This window comes from Paractinoplanes rhizophilus (assembly GCF_042664765.1).
In the GTDB taxonomy this organism is placed as follows: Bacteria; Actinomycetota; Actinomycetes; order Mycobacteriales; family Micromonosporaceae; genus Actinoplanes; species Actinoplanes rhizophilus.
The window spans coordinates 39137-59371 of record NZ_JBHTBJ010000042.1 but is presented as its reverse complement, the minus strand read 5'-3'; the positions used below and the strand labels follow the sequence as shown (position 1 = coordinate 59371).

Genomic DNA, 20235 nt, shown 5'->3' with positions numbered 1-20235 from the left:
CCCGGCCCCCCGCCCGGGCCCGCCGCCCGGGGCCGCCGACCCGGGCCGCCGACCCGGGCCGCCGACCCGGGCCGCCGACGTGGGCCGCCGACGTGGGCCGCCGACGTGGGCCGTCGACCTGGGCCGTCGACCTGGGCTGCCGACCTGGGCTGCCGACGTGGGCCGTCGACGTGGGCCGTCGACCTGGGCCGTCGACCTGGGCTGCCGACCTGGGCCGCCGACCTGGGCTGCCGACCTGGGCTGCCGACCTGGGCTGCCGACTTGGGCTGCCGACTTGGGCTGCCGACTTGGGCTGCCGACTTGGGCTGCCGACTTGGGCTGCCGACTTGGGCTGCCGACGTGGGCCGCCGACGTGGGCCGCCGACCCGGGCCGGGACGGCGGCGGTCAGGAAGTTGCGCTGGGGGACGGGACGGACGGTGGCGTGGCCGGGGTGGGGGTCGAGTTCGGGTTCGGGTTCGCGGGGTAGTGGCGGCCGGGGCCGGGCGGGAAGCCGCGGCCGTCTCGGTTGCGGGGGCCGCCGTTGTCGCGCCAGTCGCCGGGGGCGCGGTCGTGGCGGTGCATGGCGGGGCGGCCTCGGTCGTGGTGGTCGAAGTGGGAGGCGATCGCGCCTACCGCGACCACTCCGGCGCCGAGGATGCAGCCGGCCAGCAGGAGGGCCAAGGCCAGCAGGAGGGGGACGGGGCGGCTGTACCAGCGCTGCTGCCGCGCGGCGGCCGGCTGCCAGGCGGGCCGGCCGGGCGGGACCTGGCCCGGCGGGAATTGGCCGGGCGGGATCTGGCCCGGCGGGATCTGGCCGGGAGGGGATTGGCCGGGCGGCGGCACATCGGCGGGGCCGGCCTGCGCGGCGTGCGGCGTCTCGGAGGACGGCGCGGCGGGCTGGGGCTGCGTCGGGTCGGCGGGTGCGGGACCGGACGGCGCGGCGGACGCCGGCGCTGCGGAGGGTGGCGCGGCGGAGGGCGGCGCCGGCTGGCTCGGGTCGGTGGGTGTGGGACCGGGCGGCGCGGCGGACGCCGGCGGTTCGGAGGGCGCGGGGCCGGACGAAGCGGGAGAGCCGGGTATCGGCTGGGTGGGGTCGTCGGGGCGGGGGGTGTCGGTCATCGGTGACTCCCATGCGAGGGGGCTACGGGACCAAGGATCGACGCGCTTGCTGGGAAGTGGGTACCCGTACGGCTAAGAAACGGCTAAGAACCGGGCCCGCGCGGTCAGCTCAGGGCCAGCGCCTCGTCGATGCCGGGCTCGTGGCGGCCCAGGTAGACCGGGTCGCGGTGGGAGAGGGCGTCGGCGGCGGCCTTCACGATGGCGCCGCGTTCGCGGAACATCGAGTGGGCCCACGGGTCCCGGTAGATGCGGACCGAGTCGTCGCCCACGCCGGTGGCCTTGATGCCCTGGTTGCGGCACAGGGCGACGGCCCGGTCGATGTGGTAGCTCTGGGTGACCACGATGGCCTTCGAGACGCCGAAGATGCGCTTGGCCCGGGCACACGAGTCGTAGGTGTCGAAGCCGGCGTAGTCGAGGACGACCTGCTGGGCCGGCACGCCGCGGGCGACCAGGTACACCTGCATGGCGCCGGGCTCGTCGTAGTCCCAGCGGCTGTGGTCGCCGGAGACCAGGATGGCGCGCACCTTCCCGGCCTGCAGCAGGCGCCGGGCGATGTCCAGCCGGGCGGCGAGGAACGGCGACGGGGTGCCGCCGGGGTAGACCTCGGCGCCGAGAACGATCGCGACCGGCGCGGCGGGGACCGACTCCTCGTCGTACACGTGACCGGCGGCCTCGATGCGCACCCAGAGTGAGCAGGACGCCATCGCGACCACCGCCAGGGCCGTCAGCAGCGAGGCCGGGAACAAGGCGCGGCGGAGGAGGCGGATCAGCACGCGGCCGACGATGCCAGCCCGTGTCAACCACGGGCCGGCCTGATCGTCACCGGATGGTGAAGGGCGCGCGCAGCAGGTCGCGGTCGCGCGAGGACGGGCCGACCAGCAGCTCGAAGTCACCGGGCTCGACCACCCGGCGGCCGTCGGCGGTGACCAGCGAGCACGCCGAGGCGGGGAGCTCGATCGTGACCGTCACCGACTCGCCCGCGGGCACGGTGACCTGCCGGTACGCCTTCAGCTCCCGGACCGCCCAGGTGACGCTGGTGACCAGGTCGCTGACGTACGCCTGAACTGTCTCCAGCGACGGCCTCGCGCCGGTGTTCGTCAGCGTGACCTCCGCCCGGATTGTCCCGTCGACCGGGACGGATGAAGGGGCGGCCGGCGAGACGGACAGGTCGCTGTATTCGACCGTCGTGTACGACAGGCCCTCGCCGAACACGAAGAGCGGCTCCTGGGTCAGGTCGGCATAGCGCCTGCCGTGCTGGCCCCGGATCTGGTTGTAGTAGACCGGCTGCTGGCCGACGTGCCGGGGCACCGACAGCGGCATCCGCCCGCTCGGCTCGATCAGCCCCAGCACCAGCTCGGCGATCGCCCGCCCGCCGCGCATGCCGGGGTTGAACGCCTGGATGATCGCCGCCGCGTTCCGGGCGGAGCCGGGCAGGACGCACGGCTTCGAGTTCATCAGCACCACGATCATCGGCGTCCTGGTGGCCGCGATCGCGTCGAGCAGCGCGATCTGACCGCCCTGCAGCTCGAGCGTCGCCGTCGACTTGTGCTCGCCGGTGAGGTTGACCGTGTCGCCAACGACCACGATCGCGTAGTCGGCCCGGATCGCCTCGTCGCGGGCGACCGCGATCAGGTGGGCGTCGACCGGCGCGGCCTGGGAGATCGGCGGGCGCGGCTGGCCGTCGGGGTAGGTCTCGCCCTCGGGGTCGGGGACGAGCCGCTCGATGTCGGCGCCGCGGGCGTGCGTGATGTCCCAGTGGTCCGGCGCGACCGTGCGGAAGCCGTCGAGCACCGTCTCGATCAGCTCGCGCGGGTGGCCGTCCGGCATCCAGTTGACCTGACCGGAGTCGCCGGCCCAGTCGCCCAGCTGGGACTGCGGGTGGTCGGCATTCGGGCCGATCACCGCGATGCGCCGGAATTTCTCCGGGTCGATCGGAAGCGTGCCGTCGTTGCGCAACAGCACGAGCGACCGCCGGGCCACCTCGAGGTTCAGCTCGGCGTGTGCGGGGATGCCGATCACCTCCAGCTGCCGCTGCGGCGACGGCGCCCGCGGGTCCTCGAACAGGCCCATGGTGAACTTCAGGCGCAGGATCCGGCGGACCGCCGCGTCGATCTCGTCCTCGCGCAGCAGCCCGCGCGCGACCGCCTCCTGAGCGCCCTCGAAGAAGCCGGGCGTCACCATGACCAGGTCGTTGCCGGCGCGCACCGCGACCGCCGCCGCCTCGGCGTAGTCGGCGCAGACCTTCTGCTCCCAGACCATCCGGCCGACGTTGTCCCAGTCGGTGACCAGCGTGCCGGTGAAGCCCCACTCGCCCTTGAGCACGTCGTTGAGCAGCCACTTGTTCGCCGTGATCGGCACGCCGTCCATCGACTGGTAGCCGAGCATGAAGACCTCGCAGCCCTCGCGCGCGACTCGCTCGAACGGCGGCAGGAACCACGAGCGCAGCTTGCGCGGGCTGATGTCGGCCTCGCTGGCGTCCCGGCCGCCCTGCGTCTCGGAGTAGCCGGCGAAGTGCTTGGCGGTGGCCAGGATGCCGGTCGGGTCGGACAGGCCCTCGCCCTGGTAGCCGCGGACCATCGCGGCGCCGAGCTCGCCGATCAGGTACGGGTCCTCGCCGAACGTCTCGTCGACCCGGCCCCAGCGCAGGTCGCGGGCGATGCACAGGACCGGGGAGAAGGTCTGGTGGATGCCGGTCGCGGCCACCTCCAGCGCGGTGACCCGGGCGGCCCGCTCGACCAGGGCGGCGTCCCAGGTCGCGGCCATCGCCAGCTGGGTCGGGAAGATCGTGGCGCCCGGCCAGAAGGAGTGGCCGTGGATGCAGTCCTCGGCGGTCAGCAGCGGGATCTGCAGCCGGGTCTCGGCGACCAGGTCGATCGCCTCCAGCATCTTGGCCGGCGACGTGTGCAGGATCGAGCCGGCCAGCTTCTCGCTGACGATCTCCTTGACGTCGTTGCGGGCGTCCAGCTGGAGCATCTGGCCGACCTTCTCCGGCAAGGTCATGCGGGCGAGCAGGTCTTCGACGCGCTGCTCGACGGGCAGGGCCGGATCCCGGTACGGAAGAAGATCAGCGGGCACTCGTGCCTCCGGTCGTCACGACCGCGGTGGCACGGTCTGTGGAACGCTAACAACCGGCAGTCTTCCAGTCCGGAACCGGTTCCGGCACCCCACCCCGGTTCCGGAACTGTTCACTCAGCTATCCGAATCACTCTCATCGATGCTGGGAACCTCGATGCCGGCCGCCTCCAGGGCGTCCAGGCGGGCCTCCGCCGCCTCCTTCTCGCGCTCCACGAGCGTCGCGTACTCGACCAGCACCGACGGGTCGTCGGTGTCCTCGAGCCGGTCGAAGAAGCGCTGGGTGGTGCGGACGGCCTCGGCGTACGCCGCCGAGGCCTCCCGGATCGCGATGATCGTCTTGTCTGCCATGCGGTCAGTCATACCACTCTTGCCCGTTCCGGCGGCGCGGCTGCCCCTCCGGGCAGGATCAGGCGAGGGTGCAGGCGGTGCCGTTGAGGACCGCCGAGGTGGGCGCGGCGTTGCTGGTACGCCAGCTGCCGAGCAGGCCCGCGCTCACGGTTCCGCCGCCGGCCGGGATGGTGCGGTTCCAGCTCTCGCCGGTCAGGACGACCGTCGTGCCGGACTGGGTGAAGGTCGCGTTCCACGCCTGGGCGACGGCCTGGTCGCCGCCGAAGGTCAGGACCAGCGTCCAGCCCTCGATGGCGGTCGCGCTCAGATTGGTGATCTTGACCTCGGCCACGAAGCCGCCGTTCCATTCCGAGGTCGTCTTGTAGGCCACCGTGCACAGGGTGGGCGGCGGCGGCGTCGTGGTGGTCGGCGGCGGGACCCGGACGATGGTGGAGGCGATCGAGACGTTGCCGGCGGCGTCCCGGGCCCGGACGTAGTAGTTGTGCATGCCGGTGCTGGAGGTGCCGAACGGGACGGTGATCGCCGTGCCGGTGGTGGAGCCGAGCAGCGTCGAGGTGTACCAGCCGTCGAAGTGGTAGACGTCGTACGCGGTGACGCCGACGTTGTCGGTGGCGGGGTCCCAGCCCAGGGAGGGGCCGGTCGGGTTGACCACGATCAGCCGGAAGTTGGCCGGCGTGGCCGGCGGCGTCGTGTCCCCGGTGGTGGAGGCCGGGGTGACGACCGTGACCGTGTTGCTGGAGGGCGAGTAGCCGCCGTCGTCGAGGGCGCTGACCCGGAACGAGTACTGCCGGGTCGGCAGGATGTAGCCGGTGACCGTCGCGGTGGTGACGTTGCCGACCGTCTGTGACCAGATGACGTCGTTGAAGGCCTGGTAGTAGGTGATCTGGTAGCCGGTGGCGCCCGGCGAGGCCGTCCAGGACAGCGTGACCGAGACCGGGGTGACGGCGGTGGCCTGGAGGTCGGTGGGAGTGGGTGCGGCGAGGGCCGCTGTTGCCGGTGCGGCCAGCAGGGTCGCCGCGAGGAGCGTCGCGGCGAGCCACAAACGAGGACGAGACATGCTTCGACCGTCCGATATAGATAGACGTCTGTCAACGCTTACGGCCGGGCCGGCTCGTGGGAAGCCGGCCCGGCCGCAAGCTGTCAGGGGTTGACGACCTTGCCGCCGAAGGTCACCTGCAAGGTGCCGTTGGACGCGTACGACCAGCCCAGGCTGCCGCTGTAGGTGGCGCAGCGGGAGCCATTGCCGCCCGACCAGAACTGGTTGGAGCTGTCCGAGTTGCCGATGATCCGGTCGTTGGTGCCGCTCGAGCTGCGGCACGACGTGTTGTTGCGGAACACCGACGTGCCCGCGTCGAACGAGAAGTTGCGTTCCGTGTTGTCGACGGCGACGTTGTTGGAGATCGTCATCGAGCCGGGGTTGCTGTTGTAGGTGAAGCCGTGCTTGCCGTTGCGGTAGGCGATGCTGTGCGTGACGGTGTGGTTCACCGCGATGTCCTCGCCGCCCAGCTTGTAGCCGTTGCGGTCGCCGTCGCCGGCCTGTGAGCCGTCGCTGAGCGTGCCGTTGTTGTAGGACAGCGAGTACTCGATGGTGACCGGCCCGATCGCCCCGGTGTCGTCCTTGGTGTACAGGTCCCAGCCGTCGTCGATGTTGTTGTGCGAGACGTCGTACCGGAAGATGTTGCCGCTTCCGACGGTGAGTTTCGCCGCGAAGCCGTCCGCGTCCTCGCCGTCCGAGTCGGCGTTGTCGTGCGACTCGGCGCTGACGACCAGGTTGTTGGCCGGCCATTGAGACTTCGGGGTGTCCGACGCGATCCGGGAGAGCTGCAGCCCGGTGTCGCGGTTGTAGCGGGTCACGGTCCGTTCGATGATGTTGTTGCTGCCGCCCACGAAGATCCCGTTGTCGCCGGCCCGCTCGACCACGATCCCGGAGACGCGCCAGTAGTTGCCGTTCACGGCGAGCCCGCGGTTGGCCGAGTCCTCGGTCTGGGCCGAGAAATTCAAGATCGGGACTTCATTCGGGTACGCCGAGAGTGTCTTACGCGCGCTGGAGGTGCCGTTGTTCCCGGGCGCGATGGTCAGGGTCGAGCGCAGCGCATAGGTGCCGCCGCGCAGGTAGATCGTGCCGCCCGCGGCGATCCGGGTCAGCGCGTCGGCGACCGTGGTGGGCGCCGACAGGGTGCCGGCCGCGCCCGCCGTGCCGTTCGGGGCCGCGTAGATCGCGCCGCTGGTGGGCGGGGTCGTCGGGCCGGTCGTCGGCGGCGTGGTCGGCGGGGTCGTTGGCGGGGTCGTTGGCGGCGTGGTCGGATTTGTCGTGGGCGGCGTCGTGGGCGTCGTGCCGCCCCCGTTGTCCACGACCACGTCGTCGAAGCGGCCGGCGGCGTGCTCGGTGAGCAGGCCGATCCGCCCGGCGCCGATCGTCGAGTCGGTGGCGCTGCCGACGGTGGCGCCGTTGACGCTGCCGCTGATCGAGGTCCCGTTGACGGTCAGCTTCAGCGTGTAGAACGTGCTGGTGGAGATCGTCTGACTCATGGCGCCGAGAACCGAGATGGCCGAGCCGTTCATGGTCTCGAGCTGGATCTTGTTGGCGCCGGTCAGCGACAACCGGTACATCTTGGTCGCGCCCGACGCCCGGGCGGTCAGCGCCACCACGCCCGCGGTGGAGGCGAACGAGGTGGCCTTGACCCGGGCCTGCACCGAGTAGTTGGTCCAGCTCGCGTCGCCGGCGAACTCGCGGGCCCGCTCGCTGCCGGCATCGGACTGCTGCAGGACCCGGGAGCCGTCGGAGACGACCGACCAGGTGCCGCCCGACTTGGACCAGCCGCCGGTGCTGCCGTTCTCGAAGTCGGCGCTGAAGACGGTGGCCGCCTCGGCGCTCGTGACAATGCCGGTCAGGCCGACGGTGACCAGCGTGACCAGGCCGCCGACACCGGCGAGGCGCCGCAGGCGCCGCGCGCGTGGGTGGGGTGCCATGCGCAATTCTCCTTGTTCTCAAATGCAATTCCGTTCCAAAAATCCTTGCTCCGTCATAAACGTGGGTCAATGAGTTCGGTTTGCAGATTTGTTGCATTGATCTTGGCGCCGTCTTGCCTGTCGCGCCCGGCCGGTCGTAGCATCGCCGCAATACCGCATTGACGCTCATGAAACTTTAGGCCCGGCTGTCGAAGCGCTTCGACAGACAAAGTCGCAGGTGACGCTCGTGTGGTCGGGATCTCATCGAGAGGAAGCGACATGCGTAGGCGAAAACTCGCCGGGTGCCTGGCCGCGTGCCTGGGCATCGCGGCCGGCGCCGGGGTCGTTACGGCCCTACCGGCCTCCGCGGCGGCCGGCTGCACCGTCACCTACGAGGTGAGCAGCCAATGGCCGGGCGGCTTCGGCGCCAATGTCACCATCAAGAATCTGGGCGACGCGATCGGTTCCTGGACGCTGGGGTGGTCCTTCGGCGCCGGCCAGACGGTGACCCAGTCGTGGAACACCACGCTCACCCAGAGCGGGTCGGCGGTGACCGCGAAGAATGTCGGCTACAACGGCTCGATCGCCACCAACGGCACCCAGTCGTTCGGCTTCAACGGCTCGTGGACCGGCAGCAATCCGGTGCCGACCGCGTTCACCCTCAACGGCGTGGCGTGCACCGGCGGCGTGACCAACCCGACGACCCCGCCGCCGACGACCCCGCCGACCACGCCGCCGACCGGTTCGCCGGGCGGGGTGCCGTCCGACGCGGCCTGGGTGGCGACCGGGCAGTTCGACTCGTGGACCAGCAACGGCTACACGCTCAACAACGACGTCTGGGGCGGCGGCGCGGGCTCGCAGACCATCTGGGCCCGCAGCGGCACCAACTGGGGCGTCGTGTCCAACCAGCCGCGGACCAGCGGCGTCAAGTCGTACCCGCACACCGGCCGGACGGTGAACCGCACCCTGAGCTCGCTGAGCTCGATCTCCAGCTCGTTCAACGTCTCGGTGCCCGCGGACGGCGACTACGAGACGGCCTACGACATCTGGGCCGACAATTACGCGTACGAGATCATGATCTGGACCAACCAGAAGGGCGCGGTCGGCCCGATTGCCGAGTCGTACGACGCCAACGGCGCGGTCCCGTCGGCCCGCAACGTCTCGGCCGGCGGCCACACCTGGAATGTCTACCGCGGGTCCAACGGCAGTAACCAGGTCTATTCGTTCATCCGCACCAGCCAGACCAACGCCGCCACGATCGACATCCGCGCGGTCCTGAACTGGTTGCGCACCAACGGCTGGTACGGCGACGTGACGGTTGGCGAGATCCAGTTCGGCTTCGAGATCTCGGGCACGGCCGGCCAGTCCAACTTCGTCTGCAACAGCTTCAACCTCACGTACGCCTGATCTGGGATTTTTGCTGGGTCGGTATGCCGACGGTGACCTCCTCGCCGCCGGCATGCCGGCGCTAGCTTGTCCGCATGGACGGCTTCCTGCCCTCGAAGCACGGCTTCGCGTTCACCAACACGTGGCCGTCGCAGCCGGCTGTCGTCCTGCCCACCCCGTTCGGCGACCTCCGCCTCGGCAACGCCGCCGGCGGCCTCTGCGGCGGCATGGTCTTCGCCGCCATGGACTACTTCCTCGACGGTCGCGAGCCGGCGTCCGACCGCCCGCCCGCCGGCGACCCCCGCTACAAGTTCATCGTCTGCCGGCTCATCGACTCGTGGCACGTCCCCGCCGGCGTCGCCCAGTACTACCAGTGGATGAGCCTCCCCGACGGCGACAAGACCAGGACGGTCCTTGGCCGCGAGGTCATCGTCGAGCGGGGCCTGGGTTGGCGAACCGTCCGCGTGCAATGGCCGCAGATCAAGAAGGACCTCGACCGCGGCCTGCCCGTCCCGCTGGGCGTGGTGACCGTGGCGTCGCGCAATCCCACGGACCTGGCGTTGAACCATCAGGTGCTGGCCTACGCCTACGAGACCAGCGGGAGCCACCTCACGGTCCGGGTCTACGACCCCAACCGGGGCCGCCGCGACGACACCAGCATCGAGCTGGACACGTCGGCCCCGGCGAAGCCGATCGTCATCACGCACAACCTCGGTCTGGGGCAGAAGCCGGTGCGGGGCTTCTTCCGGGTGGCGTACACGCCGCGCAAGCCTGGTTGAAGACGCAGTGAGCGCTTCGGACGCCGCGCCGGGCGATGCTGTCTCAGCATGACGACCTTGTCCCGGCGGCCGGTGGTGGCGCTGGTTGCGGTGTCGCGGCCGTGGTTCTGGCCTATGTCGGATAGCGCGCGGACCCGGACGCCGGTAGCGGAAACCGGAGCTTGAGGACGTCCGCGGCCACCGACAGTCTTATGTGGTGGCCACCTTTCTCAGCCAGTTGCCGGCGCTGCTGGGCGTCGTTGTCGGAACCGCGGGGACCATTGTCGCGACCACGATCGGGGACCGGGCGCGATGGCGGCGTAACCAGTCCGTTCGCTGGGACGAACGGCGCCTGACCGCCTACATGGAGTTCGCGAAGGCGCTCAAGGACGTTCACCAGCTGACCTTTCGCCTGGCGGCGCCGCGCCTGCCGCAGGTCCGGGCCATCCCGATCGACCCGGAGGAGGGGCTGGAGCTGTTGACGCGGGCCAAGGTGAGCCACACCAAGGCGTGGGAGGCGGTTCTCCTGCTCGGCGACTCCGCGACGGTCAGCGCGGCCCGGCGGTGGCGGGGCGCGGTCGCCGAGCTCGAACTGATCGCCCGCGGGCTGGCCGGCGACGACGTGTCGTGGGCCTCGACCGTGGGCGCGGCCAACGAGGCTCGGGACGAGTTCTATCTCGCCGCGCGGGCCGGGCTGGCTGTCGGGAGCGGCGGTGTCGCGCAAGCCGAGTGGCTGTCCGCCACGGCCGAGTTCGAGGAGACCCCCGGGGAGTCCGCTTCCCGGTAGTCACCCGAGCTCGATACGCATCACGCAGTTCCGCAAGCCCTTCGGGCGGATGTAGGCGAAACCGGCCCGCTCGAAGAGGTTGCGGGTGCCGTTGTAGAGAACCGACACCTTCTTGCCGTCGTTGTCGTGCGGGTATGCCTCCACGACACCGCCGCCGGCCTGGGCGATCAGGTCGAGGGCACCGCGGAGGGCGACCGTGCTCAGGCCCTTCCGGCGGTATTTCTTGTCGACGAACATGCAGGTGATGCGGTAATCCGGCAGCCGGTCGAGCTCGGCGTCGTACTGCTTGCGGTGGTAGATGTTCGGCAGCTCGGCCGGGCTGCCGAACTGGCACCAGGCCACCGCCTGATCGCCGTCGAAGACCAGGGCGGCGTGGGCCCGGTCGTCGTCGACCAGGCGTCGCTTCAGGGATCGGTTGTCGTCGGCGTCGAACGTCTTCTCGTCGTGCATGGTGTGGAAGTAGGTGCACCAGCAACCGCCGAACACGCCGTTGTGGCGCTCCATCATCCGCGCGTACGCGTCCCACGTCTCGGTGGTCAGCGCCTTGACCTCGTAATCGGCCGATGTCACGCCGCCGAGTGTGCCCGCTCGGCCGCCGGGCCGCCAGACCCTCGGGCGCGCCGCCGTCAGGGTAGGATCGGCGGCGAGATCCGTATTCCTGGCTCTGGAAACACGTCGCAGCATGGGCCCGGGACCCCGCCGCTGAGCGCGGGGAGGAGGTGGCGACTCGATAGTTGCCGCCTACCTTCGGGAGACGTCTCATGGAATTCGGCCTTGGGCTGCCCATCAACGACCCCGCGTGCCTGCTCGAGTGGGCCCGCCGCGCGGAAGACTGCGGATTCGGCACCATCGCGGTGCTGGATCGGCTCGCCTACGACAACCCGGAACCGCTGACGGCGCTGGCCGTGCTGGCCGGGACCACCTCGACCATCCGGCTGCAGACCGAGGTGCTGCTCGGGCCGCTGCGCGCGACGGCGCTGCTGGCCAAGCAGGTGTCCACTCTCCACCGCATGTCGGCGGGCCGGTTCGTGCTGGGCATCGGGATCGGCGGGCGCGCGGACGACCACGCCGCGGCCGGGACGCCGATCAACCGGCGCGGGCGGATGCTCGACGAGCAACTCGGGGCGCTGCGCGAGATCTGGCGCGGCGAGCCGTATCGGGGCGCGCGCATCGGGCCCCGGCTCGAGAAGGCGCCGGAGGTTCTCATCGGCGGGTTCGCCCCGGCCGCGTTGCGGCGGGTCGCGGCCCATGCCGACGGCTTCGTCTGCGCGGCGCCGGCCGCGTGGGCCGGCGGGCTCATCGACGCGGTGCGGGAGCAGTGGGCCGGCGCGGGCCGCGCCGGGCGGCCGCGGATCGTGTGCCAGGTCAACGTCGCGGCCGGCCCGCCGGAAACGGTCGAACGGGCCCGCCGGGCGGCGGCCGGCTACTACGCCTTCACCGGGCGCGAGGGCTGGGGCGAGCCGCTGAGCGACCCGGGGCGGATCGCGGCGGCCGTGGCCGAGTATCGCGAGCTGGGCGCCGACGAGGTGGTCCTGTACTGCTACGGCGACGACCCGCGACAGGTCGAGCGGCTCGCGCGGATGGTGCTCTGACCGGCGGGAGCCTGGTCATCGGCGTCGGGGCACGCGGAACTGGATAGGCTGAGCCCGATCGGGGCCCCGGATCTCGTGGCCGGGGTCGCGCGGTGGTCGAGGGGATGCCAGGTGTACGTCAAAGAGATCAGGCTGCGCAACGTGCGGGGGTTTCACGATGCCCGCAACGTCTCGATCGACCTCACGCGGCCGGACGGTTCCCTCGCCGGCTGGACGGTCATGGCGGGTCGCAACGGTTCGGGGAAGACCTCGCTTCTCCGCGCCGTCGCCCTGGCCATCGCCGGTCCCGGCGTGGCCCGGAATCTGGTGTCCGACTTCGCCAGCTGGCCCTCGGTCGGGGAGGCGGAGGCGATCGCCGCGGTATGCCTCACCTACGAGGCGGGCATCGATCGTTTCCCGGATGACGAGCGGCGGCCCGATACGCCGTTCTGGGCGGGCTTGTCCTGGACGTTCCCGCAGGATAGCCCGTTCGGCGTGCGCGATCGGCAACCGGCGATCGGGGTGCCGCGATTCGTCGAGGTCGAGGCGATCAGGGCGGGCCGCGGACCGTGGTACGACAACCCGGCCGGCTGGTTCTGCGGGGCGTACGGCCCGTTCCGGCGCCTTGCCGGCGGCTCGGGGGACGCCCAGCGGCTGATGCTCAGCCGGGGCCCGGCCGCGCGGATGGCAAGCCTGTTCCACGAGGACGCCTCGCTCGCGGAGGGCGTGAGCTGGCTCATCGAGCAGCACCTGCGCTCGCTGGAGGGGCGGGCCGGCGCGGCGCAGCTCAAGGCGGCGGCGCTGGCCGTGCTCGGCGACGGCCTGCTTCCGGACGGGTACCGCATCCGTGAGGTCAACTCGGACGGGCTCTGGGTGCAGCGGGACGGACACCTTTTCCCGCTGCGAGAGATGAGCGACGGTTATCGGACGGTCGTGGCGCTGGTGGTCGACCTGCTGAAACAGGCTCACGACGCGTACGGCGGGCTGGACGTCACGACGACCGGCGAGCACCCGGCGATCGCCGCGCCCGGTGTGGTCATCATCGATGAGATCGACGCCCATTTGCACGTCTCCTGGCAGAAGCGGATCGGCGGCTGGCTCAAGCATCATTTCCCGCGGACCCAGTTCATCGTCACCACACACAGCCCCTACATCTGCCAGGCTGCCGACGAACGCGGCCTGATCCGCCTGCCCGGCCCCGACGAGGACAACCCACCGCGGATCGTGGACCAGGATCTTTACGAGCGCATCGTTTACGGCAGCGGCGACGACGCGGTCATGTCGGAGCTGTTCGGGCTGGACACGCCGTACTCCGAACGGGCGGTGCGGTTGCGCCGGGAGCTGGTCGAGCTGGAGACCGCGGTCATCACCGGACGCGCGGACGACGCCGCGATCCGTCGCTACGAACATCTGCGTGATCTGCTGAGCAGTTCGCCCACCGCGCGCGTCGATGAGCTCGCGGCTCGTCTCGTGCCGGATGCGGAGCAGCCTCGGCCGTGATTCCGATTCCCCGGTTGCCGTTGCCTTCCGAGGTCGGCACCCGCATGACCACGTTGACCGCACGCATCCAGGCCGCTCCGCCGGGCGGGCGCACGAAGGCGGCCCGCGCACTCTGGCGTGACAAACGCACCCGCTCGACCGTGGTCGAACCGCTCCGGACAACCCTGCAGCGGATGGCTCCCGGCGTCGAACGCTGCATGTACTGCGGCGACAGCTTCGGCACAGACGTCGACCACCACGAGCCACTGGCGGTCAATCCCCTCCGGACGTTCGACTGGCTCAACCATCTGCTGGCGTGCTCCCACTGCAACAGCCATCAGAAGCGTGACGTATTCCCGGTGGACGAGCTCGGCGACGCGCTGCTGATCGACCCGACGGCGGAAGATCCGTTCGACCATATGGTGCTGTCGCTGTCCGCCGGCGAATATGCGGCTCTCACCGAGAAGGGGCGGCAAACGATCGCGGTCTGTGGCCTCAACCGATTTCCGCTGGCCCGGGCCCGGCAACAGGCCTACCGCGTGGTGCTGCTTTGCCTGCGCGAGTGGGGCCGGGCGGTGATCGGCGAGAGCGCGCACGAGCCCGCCGAGTTGTTGCACACCATTCGCGAGCAACCGTGCGCCGATGTCTGTCAGGCCATGCTGCGGCAGGTCGAGCAGCCCGGCGCCACCACGGTCTTCGCCCATGTGCCGGATGTCGTCGCGCTGCTCCGCGACAGCAACGTGCGGGAGGCGCTGCTGCTGCCGAAGGCGCTTGAGTAGGGATACCCATGGATCATCGGGCGCCGGTCCAGCAGGCTGGGCGGGTGACTGATATCGCGGCGGCCGGGTGGGTGGCTGAGCGCGCTGGTCTGGTGCGTGGTGATGGCGGTCAGCGCGACGTGGGAGCTGTTCGAGTGGGCCTCGGCGGTGGTCGGCGGGTCGGCGGCGGATGACTTCCTGGGGGCGCAGGGCGACATCTGGGACACGCAATGGGACATGTTCATGGCGGCGATCGGGGCGATCCTGAGCCTGGTGCTGCTCAGCCGGGTCCACGATCGGCAACTGAGAGATGTGACGGCCACTACGGGGGGTATGCGGTTGCCGCCCGGCGGACCGGCTTGATACGGTTCTCTGCATAGTCATGCGGAGGTTGGTATGGGAATCCGGGTTGCGGTCGTGGGGGCCAGTGGGTATGCGGGGGGCGAGCTCCTTCGCCTGCTGGCGGGGCACCCGGAGTTCGAGCTTGTGGCGGCCACCGCGCACTCGCAAGCGGGTGCGCATGTCGCCGCCGTACACCCGCAATTGTCCGGCCTCGACCTGACGCTGAGCGCGACCAGCCCGGCCGCGCTGGCCGACGCCGACCTGGTGTTTCTCGCTCTTCCGCACGGGCAGTCGGCGGCGCTCGCGGGGCAGCTGCCGGCCGGCGTGAAGGTTGTCGATCTGGGTGCCGACTTCCGGCTCCAGGACGGCGAGCTGTGGCGGCGGTATTACGGGGGCGAGCACGCGGGCACGTGGACCTACGGGCTGCCCGAGCTGCCGGGGCAGCGGGAGCTCATCGCGTCGGCCGACCGGGTGGCCAACACGGGTTGTTATGCGGCCACCGTCACACTCGCGCTCGCCCCGCTGATCGCCGGTGGGCTCGCCGACCCCGCGGACGTGGTGGTGGTCGCCGCCTCGGGCACGTCCGGCGCGGGGCGCAACGCCAAGGCGCACCTGCTGGGCAGCGAGGTGATGGGCGACCTCTCGCCGTACAAGGTGGGCGCGCACCAGCACGTGCCGGAGATCAAGCAGGCCACCGGCGCGACGTCACTGTCGATGACCCCGGTCCTGGCGCCGATGCCGCGCGGCATTCTCGCCACCGTCACCGCCCGCTTCGCGAAGCAGGGGGATCCCCGCGCGGTGCTCGTCGAGGCGTACGCGAACGAGGCTTTTGTACATGTCCTGCCCGAAGGGCAGTGGCCGCACACGGCGGCCACCTCCGGCTCCAATTCCTGCCACCTGCAGGCCACCGTCGACGCCGACTCCGGTCGCATCGTCGTGGTCAGCGCCCTGGACAACCTCGGCAAGGGCGCCGCGGGCCAGGCCGTGCAGTGCGCCAACCTCATGTCCGGCCTGCCCGAGACGACGGGCCTGTCCGTCTTCGGAGTCGCACCATGACCGTCACCACCCCCAAGGGCTTCCGGGCCGGCGGCGTCGCCGCCGGGCTCAAGCCCACCGGCAACCCGGACGTGGCGCTGGTCGTCAACGACGGGCCCGACTTCACCGCGGCCGGCGTCTTCACCGGCAACCGGGTCAAGGCCGCGCCGGTGCTGTGGAGCCAGCAGGTGCTCAAGGGCGGCATCGTCCGCGCGGTCGTGCTCAATTCGGGCGGCGCCAACGCGTGCACCGGCTCGCAGGGCTTCCGCGACACCCACTCGACCGCCGAGCACGTCGCGACCGTGCTGCGCGGCGGGTCCAAGCCGGTGATGATCGGGGCGGGCGACGTCGCGGTCTGCTCGACCGGTCTGATCGGCGAACTGCTGCCGATGGACAAGCTGCTGCCGGGTGTCACGGCCGCGGCCAAGGCGTTGGCGTACGACGGTGGCGGGCGCGCCGCCGAAGCGATCATGACGACCGACACGGTGCCGAAGAACGCCGTCGTGCGGCGGGACGGCTGGTCGGTCGGCGGGATGGCCAAGGGCGCCGGGATGCTCGCGCCGGCGCTGGCCACGATGCTGGTGGTGCTCACGACCGACGCGTCGGCCGACAACGAGGTGCTGGACGCGGCGCTGCGCGAGGCGACCCGGCTGACCTTCGACCGGATCGACTCGGACGGGTGCATGTCCACCAACGACACCGTGCTGCTGCTGGCGAGCGGGGCGTCCGACGTGCAGCCGACGCCCGAGGAGCTGACCGCGGCGGTGACCGAGGTCTGCCACGACCTGGCGCAGCAGTTGATCGCGGACGCCGAGGGGGCCACCAAGCACATCGCGATCACGGTGGAGGGCGCGGCGAGCGAGGCCGACGCGGTCGAGGTCGGCCGGGTCGTGGCGCGCAACAACCTGGTGAAGACGGCGCTGTTCGGCAACGACCCGAACTGGGGGCGGATCCTGGCGGCGGTCGGGACCACGTCGGCCGCCTTCGAGCCCGATCGCGTCGACGTGGCGATCAACGGGGTGTGGATCTGCAAGGGCGGGGCGGCGGCCGAGGACCGGTCGAAGGTCAAGCTCGACCACCGGGACGTGACGATCACGATCAACCTGCGCGAGGGGGAGATGGCGGCGACCATCTGGACGACCGATCTGTCGCACGCCTACGTGCACGAGAATTCGGCGTACTCCTCGTGACGCCGCACGACAAGGCGGCGGTGCTGATCGAGGCGCTGCCCTGGCTGGAGCGTTTCCACGGGTCGACCGTCGTGATCAAGTACGGCGGCAACGCGATGATCAACCCTTCGCTGCAGGCGGCTTTCGCCGCCGACATCGTCTTCATGCGGTATGTCGGGATCAAGCCGGTCGTGGTGCACGGGGGCGGGCCGCAGATCAGCCGGATGCTCGACCGGCTGGGGATCGAGAGCGAGTTCCGCGGCGGCCTGCGGGTCACCACGCCCGAGGCGATGGACGTCGTGCGGATGGTGCTGACCGGGCAGGTCGGCCGCGAGCTGGTCGGCCTGATCAACCAGCACGGGCCGTTCGCGGTGGGGCTGTCGGGCGAGGACGCCAAGCTCTTCACCGCGGTCAAGCGAACCACGCTGGTCGACGGCCAGGCGGTCGACCTGGGCCAGGTGGGCGACGTCGACGAGGTGGACACTTCGGCCGTCGACGACCTGATCGCCGCCGGCCGCATTCCGGTGGTGGCGACGGTCGCACCCGATCCGGACGGGGTGGTGCACAACGTCAACGCGGACTCGGCGGCCGCCGCCCTCGCCGAAGCGCTCGGGGCCCGGAAGCTGGTCGTGCTCACCGACGTGCCGGGGCTCTACACCGACTGGCCGGACACCTCGTCGCTGACCACTCGCATCGACGCCGACGCGCTCGAGAAGCTGCTGCCCCGCCTGGAGGCGGGGATGGTGCCCAAGATGGAGGCGTGCCTGCGCGCCGTCCGCGGCGGCGTGCCGGCCGCGCACGTCGTCGACGGCCGGGTCGCCCACTCCACGCTGCTCGAAGTCTTCACCTCGGAAGGGATCGGAACCATGGTGGTGCCGCAATGAGCTCGCTCGTCGATCGCTGGTCGCAGTCGATGATGAACAACTACGGGACCCCGCCGATCGCCCTCGTCCGCGGCGACGGGGCCGTCGTCACCGACGAGACCGGCAAGGAGTACGTCGACTTCCTCGGCGGCATCGCGGTGAACGCGCTCGGGCACGCCCACCCGGCGGTGGTCGCGGCCGTCACCGAGCAGATCTCGCAGCTCGGGCACGTCTCCAACCTCTACGTCGCGGAGCCGTGCGTGGCCCTGGCCGAGCTGCTGCTGGCGCTGGCCGGTCGGGCCGGCCGGGTCGTCTTCGGCAACTCGGGCGCCGAGGCCAACGAGGCCGCCTTCAAGCTCTCCCGCCTCACCGGGCGGACGCACGTGGTGGCCACGCACGGCGCCTTCCACGGCCGGACCATGGGCGCCCTCGCCCTGACCGGCCAGCCCGCGAAGGCGGAGCCCTTCCGGCCACTGCCGGGGGACGTCACCCATGTCGAGTTCGGCTCTCTCGCGGCTCTCGACGCGGCCGTGTCGGACCGCACGGCAATGATCATCCTGGAGCCCATCCAGGGGGAGAACGGCGTGGTGGTCCCGCCGGCCGGCTACCTGGCCGGGGCGCGGGAGATCGCCACGCGCCACGGCGCGCTGCTCGTGCTCGACGAGGTGCAGACCGGCATCGGCCGCACCGGCCACTGGTTCCACCACCAGAGCGAGGGCGTCGAGCCCGACGTCATCACCCTCGCCAAGGGCCTCGGCGGCGGCCTGCCGCTGGGCGCCTGCATCGCCTTCGGCCCGGCCGCCGAGCTGTTCACCCCCGGTTCGCACGGCACCACCTTCGGCGGCAACCCGGTCGCCTGCGCCGCCGGTCTCGCGGTCGTCCGCACGATCGCCGGCGAGGGCCTGCTCGACCACGTGAAGCGGGTCGGCGAGCAACTGCGGCGCGGCCTGGAGAACCACCCGCTCGTGGACCACGTGCGCGGCGCCGGCCTGCTGCTCGGCGTCGTGCTTCGCGAGCCGGTGGCCAAGGAGTGGGTCGCGGCGCTGGCCGGCCAGGGCTTCCTCGTCAACGCACCCCAGCCCGACGTCATCCGGCTCGCGCCACCCCTGATCATCAGCGCCGAGCAGGCCGACGCCCTCATCACGGCCGTGGAAGGCATCCAGTGACCCGCCACTTTCTTCGCGACGACGACCTCACCCCCACCGAGCAGGCCACGGTCCTCGACCTCGCCGCCGAGATGAAGGCCAGCCGCTTCCAGTACCGACCGCTCGAAGGCCCGCGCTCGGTGGCCGTCTTCTTCGACAAGGTCAGCCTCCGCACCCGCCTGTCGTTCGAGGCCGGGATCGCCGAGCTGGGCGGCCAGCCGATCGTCGTGGACACCCAGGCCACCCACTTCGGCCGCGGCGAGTCGCTGGCGGACGCCGGCAAGGTCGTCTCCCGCTACGTCGCCGCCATGGTCTTCCGCACCACCGGCGACGAGCGGCTCGCCGAGCTGGCCTCGGGCGTCGACGTCCCGGTCGTGAACGCGCTCACCGACGGATTTCACCCCTGCCAGTTGCTCGCCGATCTGCAGACGATCCGGGAGCGGCTGGGCAAGACCCAAGGGCACAAGCTCGCGTACGTGGGGGACGCGGCCAACAACATGGCGCACTCCTATCTGCTCGCCGGGGCGACCGCCGGCATGCACGTCCGGGTGGCCGGGCCGTCGGGGTTCGACCCGTCGCCGGCCGTGGTCTCCCGGGCCGCCGAGATCGCCGCGTACACCGGCGGCTCGGTCGACGTGCTGCGCGACCCGGTCGAGGCGGTCGACGGGGTGCACGTGGTCGCCACGGACTCCTGGACGTCGATGGGACAGGAGAACGACGGGAAGGACCGGATCACGCCGTTCCGTCCGTACCAGATAAACGCCCGCCTGCTGGCCGCCGCCGCGCCGGAAGCGTTCGTCCTGCACTGCCTGCCCGCGCATCGCGGGGAGGAGATCACCGACGAGGTGATGGACGGACCCCACAGCGCCGTCCTCGACCAGGCCGAGAACCGCTTGCACGCGCAGAAGGCGCTGCTCGCCTGGCTGTTGTCGGTGAACTCGCAATGACCGGGCCGGTGACCCGGGCCGGGCGCCACGCGCGGATCGTCGAGCTCATCCGCGAGAGGGCGGTCCGGTCGCAGACCGAGCTGGCCGAGCTGCTGGCGGGCGAGGGCGTGCAGGTCACCCAGGCCACGCTCTCCCGCGACCTGGAGGAGCTGAACGCGGTCAAGGTCGGCGGCGCCTACCTCATCCCGGAGGACGGCACCCGCCCGCTGCGCGAGGCCGAGAACGCGCCGGCCCGGCTGCTGCGGCTGCTGCGCGAGCTGCTCACCGGGGTGGACGCCAGCGGCAACATCGCGGTCCTGCGCACCCCGCCGGGGGCCGCGCAGTTCCTGGCGAGCGCCCTGGACCGCTCCGGGCTCACCGACATCGTCGGCACCATCGCCGGCGACGACACCATCCTCGTCGTGGCCCGCGACGTCACCGGCGGCAAGGCCCTGGCCGACAAGCTCGCCGACTGGGCCGGCCACACCCACGACGGCACCGAAGGGAGCCACCCGTGACGGGACGAGCGGCTGGCAGACTGACGT

Annotated in this window: 20 protein-coding genes; 13 read left to right on the top strand and 7 right to left on the bottom strand. The window is 71.2% G+C overall.

Features of this window, described 5'->3' with window-relative positions:
• Positions 1 to 385: 385 nt before the first annotated feature.
• From ACFQS1_RS34290 to ACFQS1_RS34265, 6 genes are all read right to left on the bottom strand, one after another.
• A complete protein-coding gene (locus tag ACFQS1_RS34290; protein ID WP_378976172.1) occupies positions 386 to 1099 on the bottom strand; it encodes a hypothetical protein in 714 nt (237 codons plus the stop codon).
• A gap of 104 nt (positions 1100 to 1203) precedes the next feature.
• Complete coding sequence (locus ACFQS1_RS34285) at positions 1204 to 1872, bottom strand: SanA/YdcF family protein (protein WP_378976171.1); 669 nt, start codon at positions 1870 to 1872, stop codon at positions 1204 to 1206.
• Between the two features lie 46 nt (positions 1873 to 1918).
• Complete coding sequence (locus tag ACFQS1_RS34280) at positions 1919 to 4174, bottom strand: exo-beta-d-1,3/1,6-glucosidase (RefSeq protein WP_378976170.1); 2256 nt, start codon at positions 4172 to 4174, stop codon at positions 1919 to 1921.
• A 114-nt stretch (positions 4175 to 4288) separates the two neighbouring features.
• On the bottom strand, positions 4289 to 4522 hold the full coding sequence (locus ACFQS1_RS34275) for a hypothetical protein (RefSeq protein WP_378976169.1): 234 nt from the start codon (positions 4520 to 4522) through the stop codon (positions 4289 to 4291).
• Positions 4523 to 4580: 58 nt separating this feature from the next.
• Entirely contained in the window at positions 4581 to 5579 is a 999-nt protein-coding gene (locus tag ACFQS1_RS34270; protein ID WP_378976168.1) for a cellulose binding domain-containing protein, read from the bottom strand.
• An 83-nt stretch (positions 5580 to 5662) separates the two neighbouring features.
• Positions 5663 to 7492, bottom strand: coding sequence for a cellulose-binding protein (locus ACFQS1_RS34265; protein WP_378976167.1), 1830 nt, complete (start codon positions 7490 to 7492; stop codon positions 5663 to 5665).
• 258 nt (positions 7493 to 7750) lie between these two features.
• On the opposite strand from ACFQS1_RS34265, the gene ACFQS1_RS34260 reads away from it, so the two are divergent.
• The 3 genes from ACFQS1_RS34260 to ACFQS1_RS34250 all read left to right on the top strand — a co-directional run bounded on the left by ACFQS1_RS34260 (position 7751) and on the right by ACFQS1_RS34250 (position 10402).
• A complete protein-coding gene (locus ACFQS1_RS34260) occupies positions 7751 to 8878 on the top strand; it encodes a glycoside hydrolase family 12 protein (protein ID WP_378976166.1) in 1128 nt (375 codons plus the stop codon).
• Between the two features lie 74 nt (positions 8879 to 8952).
• Positions 8953 to 9636: a hypothetical protein gene (locus ACFQS1_RS34255; protein WP_378976165.1), complete on the top strand. Its 684-nt coding sequence runs from the start codon at positions 8953 to 8955 to the stop codon at positions 9634 to 9636.
• A 196-nt stretch (positions 9637 to 9832) separates the two neighbouring features.
• The gene (locus ACFQS1_RS34250) at positions 9833 to 10402 is read left to right on the top strand and encodes a hypothetical protein (RefSeq protein WP_378976164.1); all 570 of its coding nucleotides are present in this window, start codon (positions 9833 to 9835) and stop codon (positions 10400 to 10402) included.
• On the opposite strand, the gene ACFQS1_RS34245 is transcribed toward ACFQS1_RS34250, so the two are convergent.
• Complete coding sequence (locus ACFQS1_RS34245) at positions 10403 to 10972, bottom strand: GNAT family N-acetyltransferase (protein WP_378976163.1); 570 nt, start codon at positions 10970 to 10972, stop codon at positions 10403 to 10405.
• A gap of 191 nt (positions 10973 to 11163) precedes the next feature.
• Between ACFQS1_RS34245 and ACFQS1_RS34240 the strand changes: the two genes are divergently transcribed.
• From ACFQS1_RS34240 to ACFQS1_RS34195, 10 genes are all read left to right on the top strand, one after another.
• Positions 11164 to 11994, top strand: a complete 831-nt coding sequence (locus ACFQS1_RS34240) for an LLM class flavin-dependent oxidoreductase (RefSeq protein ID WP_378976162.1) — start codon at positions 11164 to 11166, stop codon at positions 11992 to 11994.
• Between the two features lie 111 nt (positions 11995 to 12105).
• Positions 12106 to 13473: an AAA family ATPase gene (locus ACFQS1_RS34235; RefSeq protein ID WP_378976161.1), complete on the top strand. Its 1368-nt coding sequence runs from the start codon at positions 12106 to 12108 to the stop codon at positions 13471 to 13473.
• 44 nt (positions 13474 to 13517) lie between these two features.
• Positions 13518 to 14231, top strand: a complete 714-nt coding sequence (locus tag ACFQS1_RS34230; RefSeq protein WP_378976160.1) for an HNH endonuclease family protein — start codon at positions 13518 to 13520, stop codon at positions 14229 to 14231.
• Between the two features lie 48 nt (positions 14232 to 14279).
• Positions 14280 to 14573, top strand: coding sequence for a DUF2238 domain-containing protein (locus tag ACFQS1_RS34225; RefSeq protein WP_378976174.1), 294 nt, complete (start codon positions 14280 to 14282; stop codon positions 14571 to 14573).
• A gap of 33 nt (positions 14574 to 14606) precedes the next feature.
• Entirely contained in the window at positions 14607 to 15608 is a 1002-nt protein-coding gene (gene argC, locus ACFQS1_RS34220; protein WP_378976159.1) for an N-acetyl-gamma-glutamyl-phosphate reductase, read from the top strand.
• Positions 15605 to 16777 (top strand): bifunctional glutamate N-acetyltransferase/amino-acid acetyltransferase ArgJ, encoded by a 1173-nt coding sequence (argJ, locus tag ACFQS1_RS34215; protein ID WP_378976158.1) that lies wholly within the window; start codon positions 15605 to 15607, stop codon positions 16775 to 16777. Before argC ends, argJ begins: the two co-directional genes overlap by 4 nt.
• Positions 16774 to 17640 (top strand): acetylglutamate kinase, encoded by an 867-nt coding sequence (gene argB, locus ACFQS1_RS34210; protein WP_378976157.1) that lies wholly within the window; start codon positions 16774 to 16776, stop codon positions 17638 to 17640. Before argJ ends, argB begins: the two co-directional genes overlap by 4 nt.
• Positions 17637 to 18785 carry an acetylornithine transaminase gene (locus ACFQS1_RS34205; RefSeq protein ID WP_378976156.1) on the top strand — a complete coding sequence of 383 codons (1149 nt, stop codon included), beginning with the start codon at positions 17637 to 17639 and terminating at the stop codon, positions 18783 to 18785. Before argB ends, ACFQS1_RS34205 begins: the two co-directional genes overlap by 4 nt.
• Complete coding sequence (argF, locus tag ACFQS1_RS34200; RefSeq protein WP_378976155.1) at positions 18782 to 19711, top strand: ornithine carbamoyltransferase; 930 nt, start codon at positions 18782 to 18784, stop codon at positions 19709 to 19711. Before ACFQS1_RS34205 ends, argF begins: the two co-directional genes overlap by 4 nt.
• Positions 19708 to 20208, top strand: a complete 501-nt coding sequence (locus ACFQS1_RS34195) for an arginine repressor (protein ID WP_378976154.1) — start codon at positions 19708 to 19710, stop codon at positions 20206 to 20208. Before argF ends, ACFQS1_RS34195 begins: the two co-directional genes overlap by 4 nt.
• Positions 20209 to 20235: the final 27 nt, after the last annotated feature.

Bases quoted from the DNA above. Each gene is read 5' to 3' on its own strand.
- ACFQS1_RS34290 (WP_378976172.1), bottom strand. From the start codon at position 1,099: ATGACCGACACCCCCCGCCCCGACGACCCCACCCAGCCGATACCCGGC.
- ACFQS1_RS34275 (WP_378976169.1), bottom strand. From the start codon at position 4,522: ATGGCAGACAAGACGATCATCGCGATCCGGGAGGCCTCGGCGGCGTAC.
- ACFQS1_RS34270 (WP_378976168.1), bottom strand. From the start codon at position 5,579: ATGTCTCGTCCTCGTTTGTGGCTCGCCGCGACGCTCCTCGCGGCGACC.
- ACFQS1_RS34265 (WP_378976167.1), bottom strand. From the start codon at position 7,492: ATGGCACCCCACCCACGCGCGCGGCGCCTGCGGCGCCTCGCCGGTGTC.
- ACFQS1_RS34260 (WP_378976166.1), top strand. From the start codon at position 7,751: ATGCGTAGGCGAAAACTCGCCGGGTGCCTGGCCGCGTGCCTGGGCATC.
- ACFQS1_RS34255 (WP_378976165.1), top strand. From the start codon at position 8,953: ATGGACGGCTTCCTGCCCTCGAAGCACGGCTTCGCGTTCACCAACACG.
- ACFQS1_RS34240 (WP_378976162.1), top strand. From the start codon at position 11,164: ATGGAATTCGGCCTTGGGCTGCCCATCAACGACCCCGCGTGCCTGCTC.
- ACFQS1_RS34230 (WP_378976160.1), top strand. From the start codon at position 13,518: ATGACCACGTTGACCGCACGCATCCAGGCCGCTCCGCCGGGCGGGCGC.
- argC (WP_378976159.1), top strand. From the start codon at position 14,607: ATGGGAATCCGGGTTGCGGTCGTGGGGGCCAGTGGGTATGCGGGGGGC.
- argJ (WP_378976158.1), top strand. From the start codon at position 15,605: ATGACCGTCACCACCCCCAAGGGCTTCCGGGCCGGCGGCGTCGCCGCC.
- ACFQS1_RS34205 (WP_378976156.1), top strand. From the start codon at position 17,637: ATGAGCTCGCTCGTCGATCGCTGGTCGCAGTCGATGATGAACAACTAC.
- ACFQS1_RS34195 (WP_378976154.1), top strand. From the start codon at position 19,708: ATGACCGGGCCGGTGACCCGGGCCGGGCGCCACGCGCGGATCGTCGAG.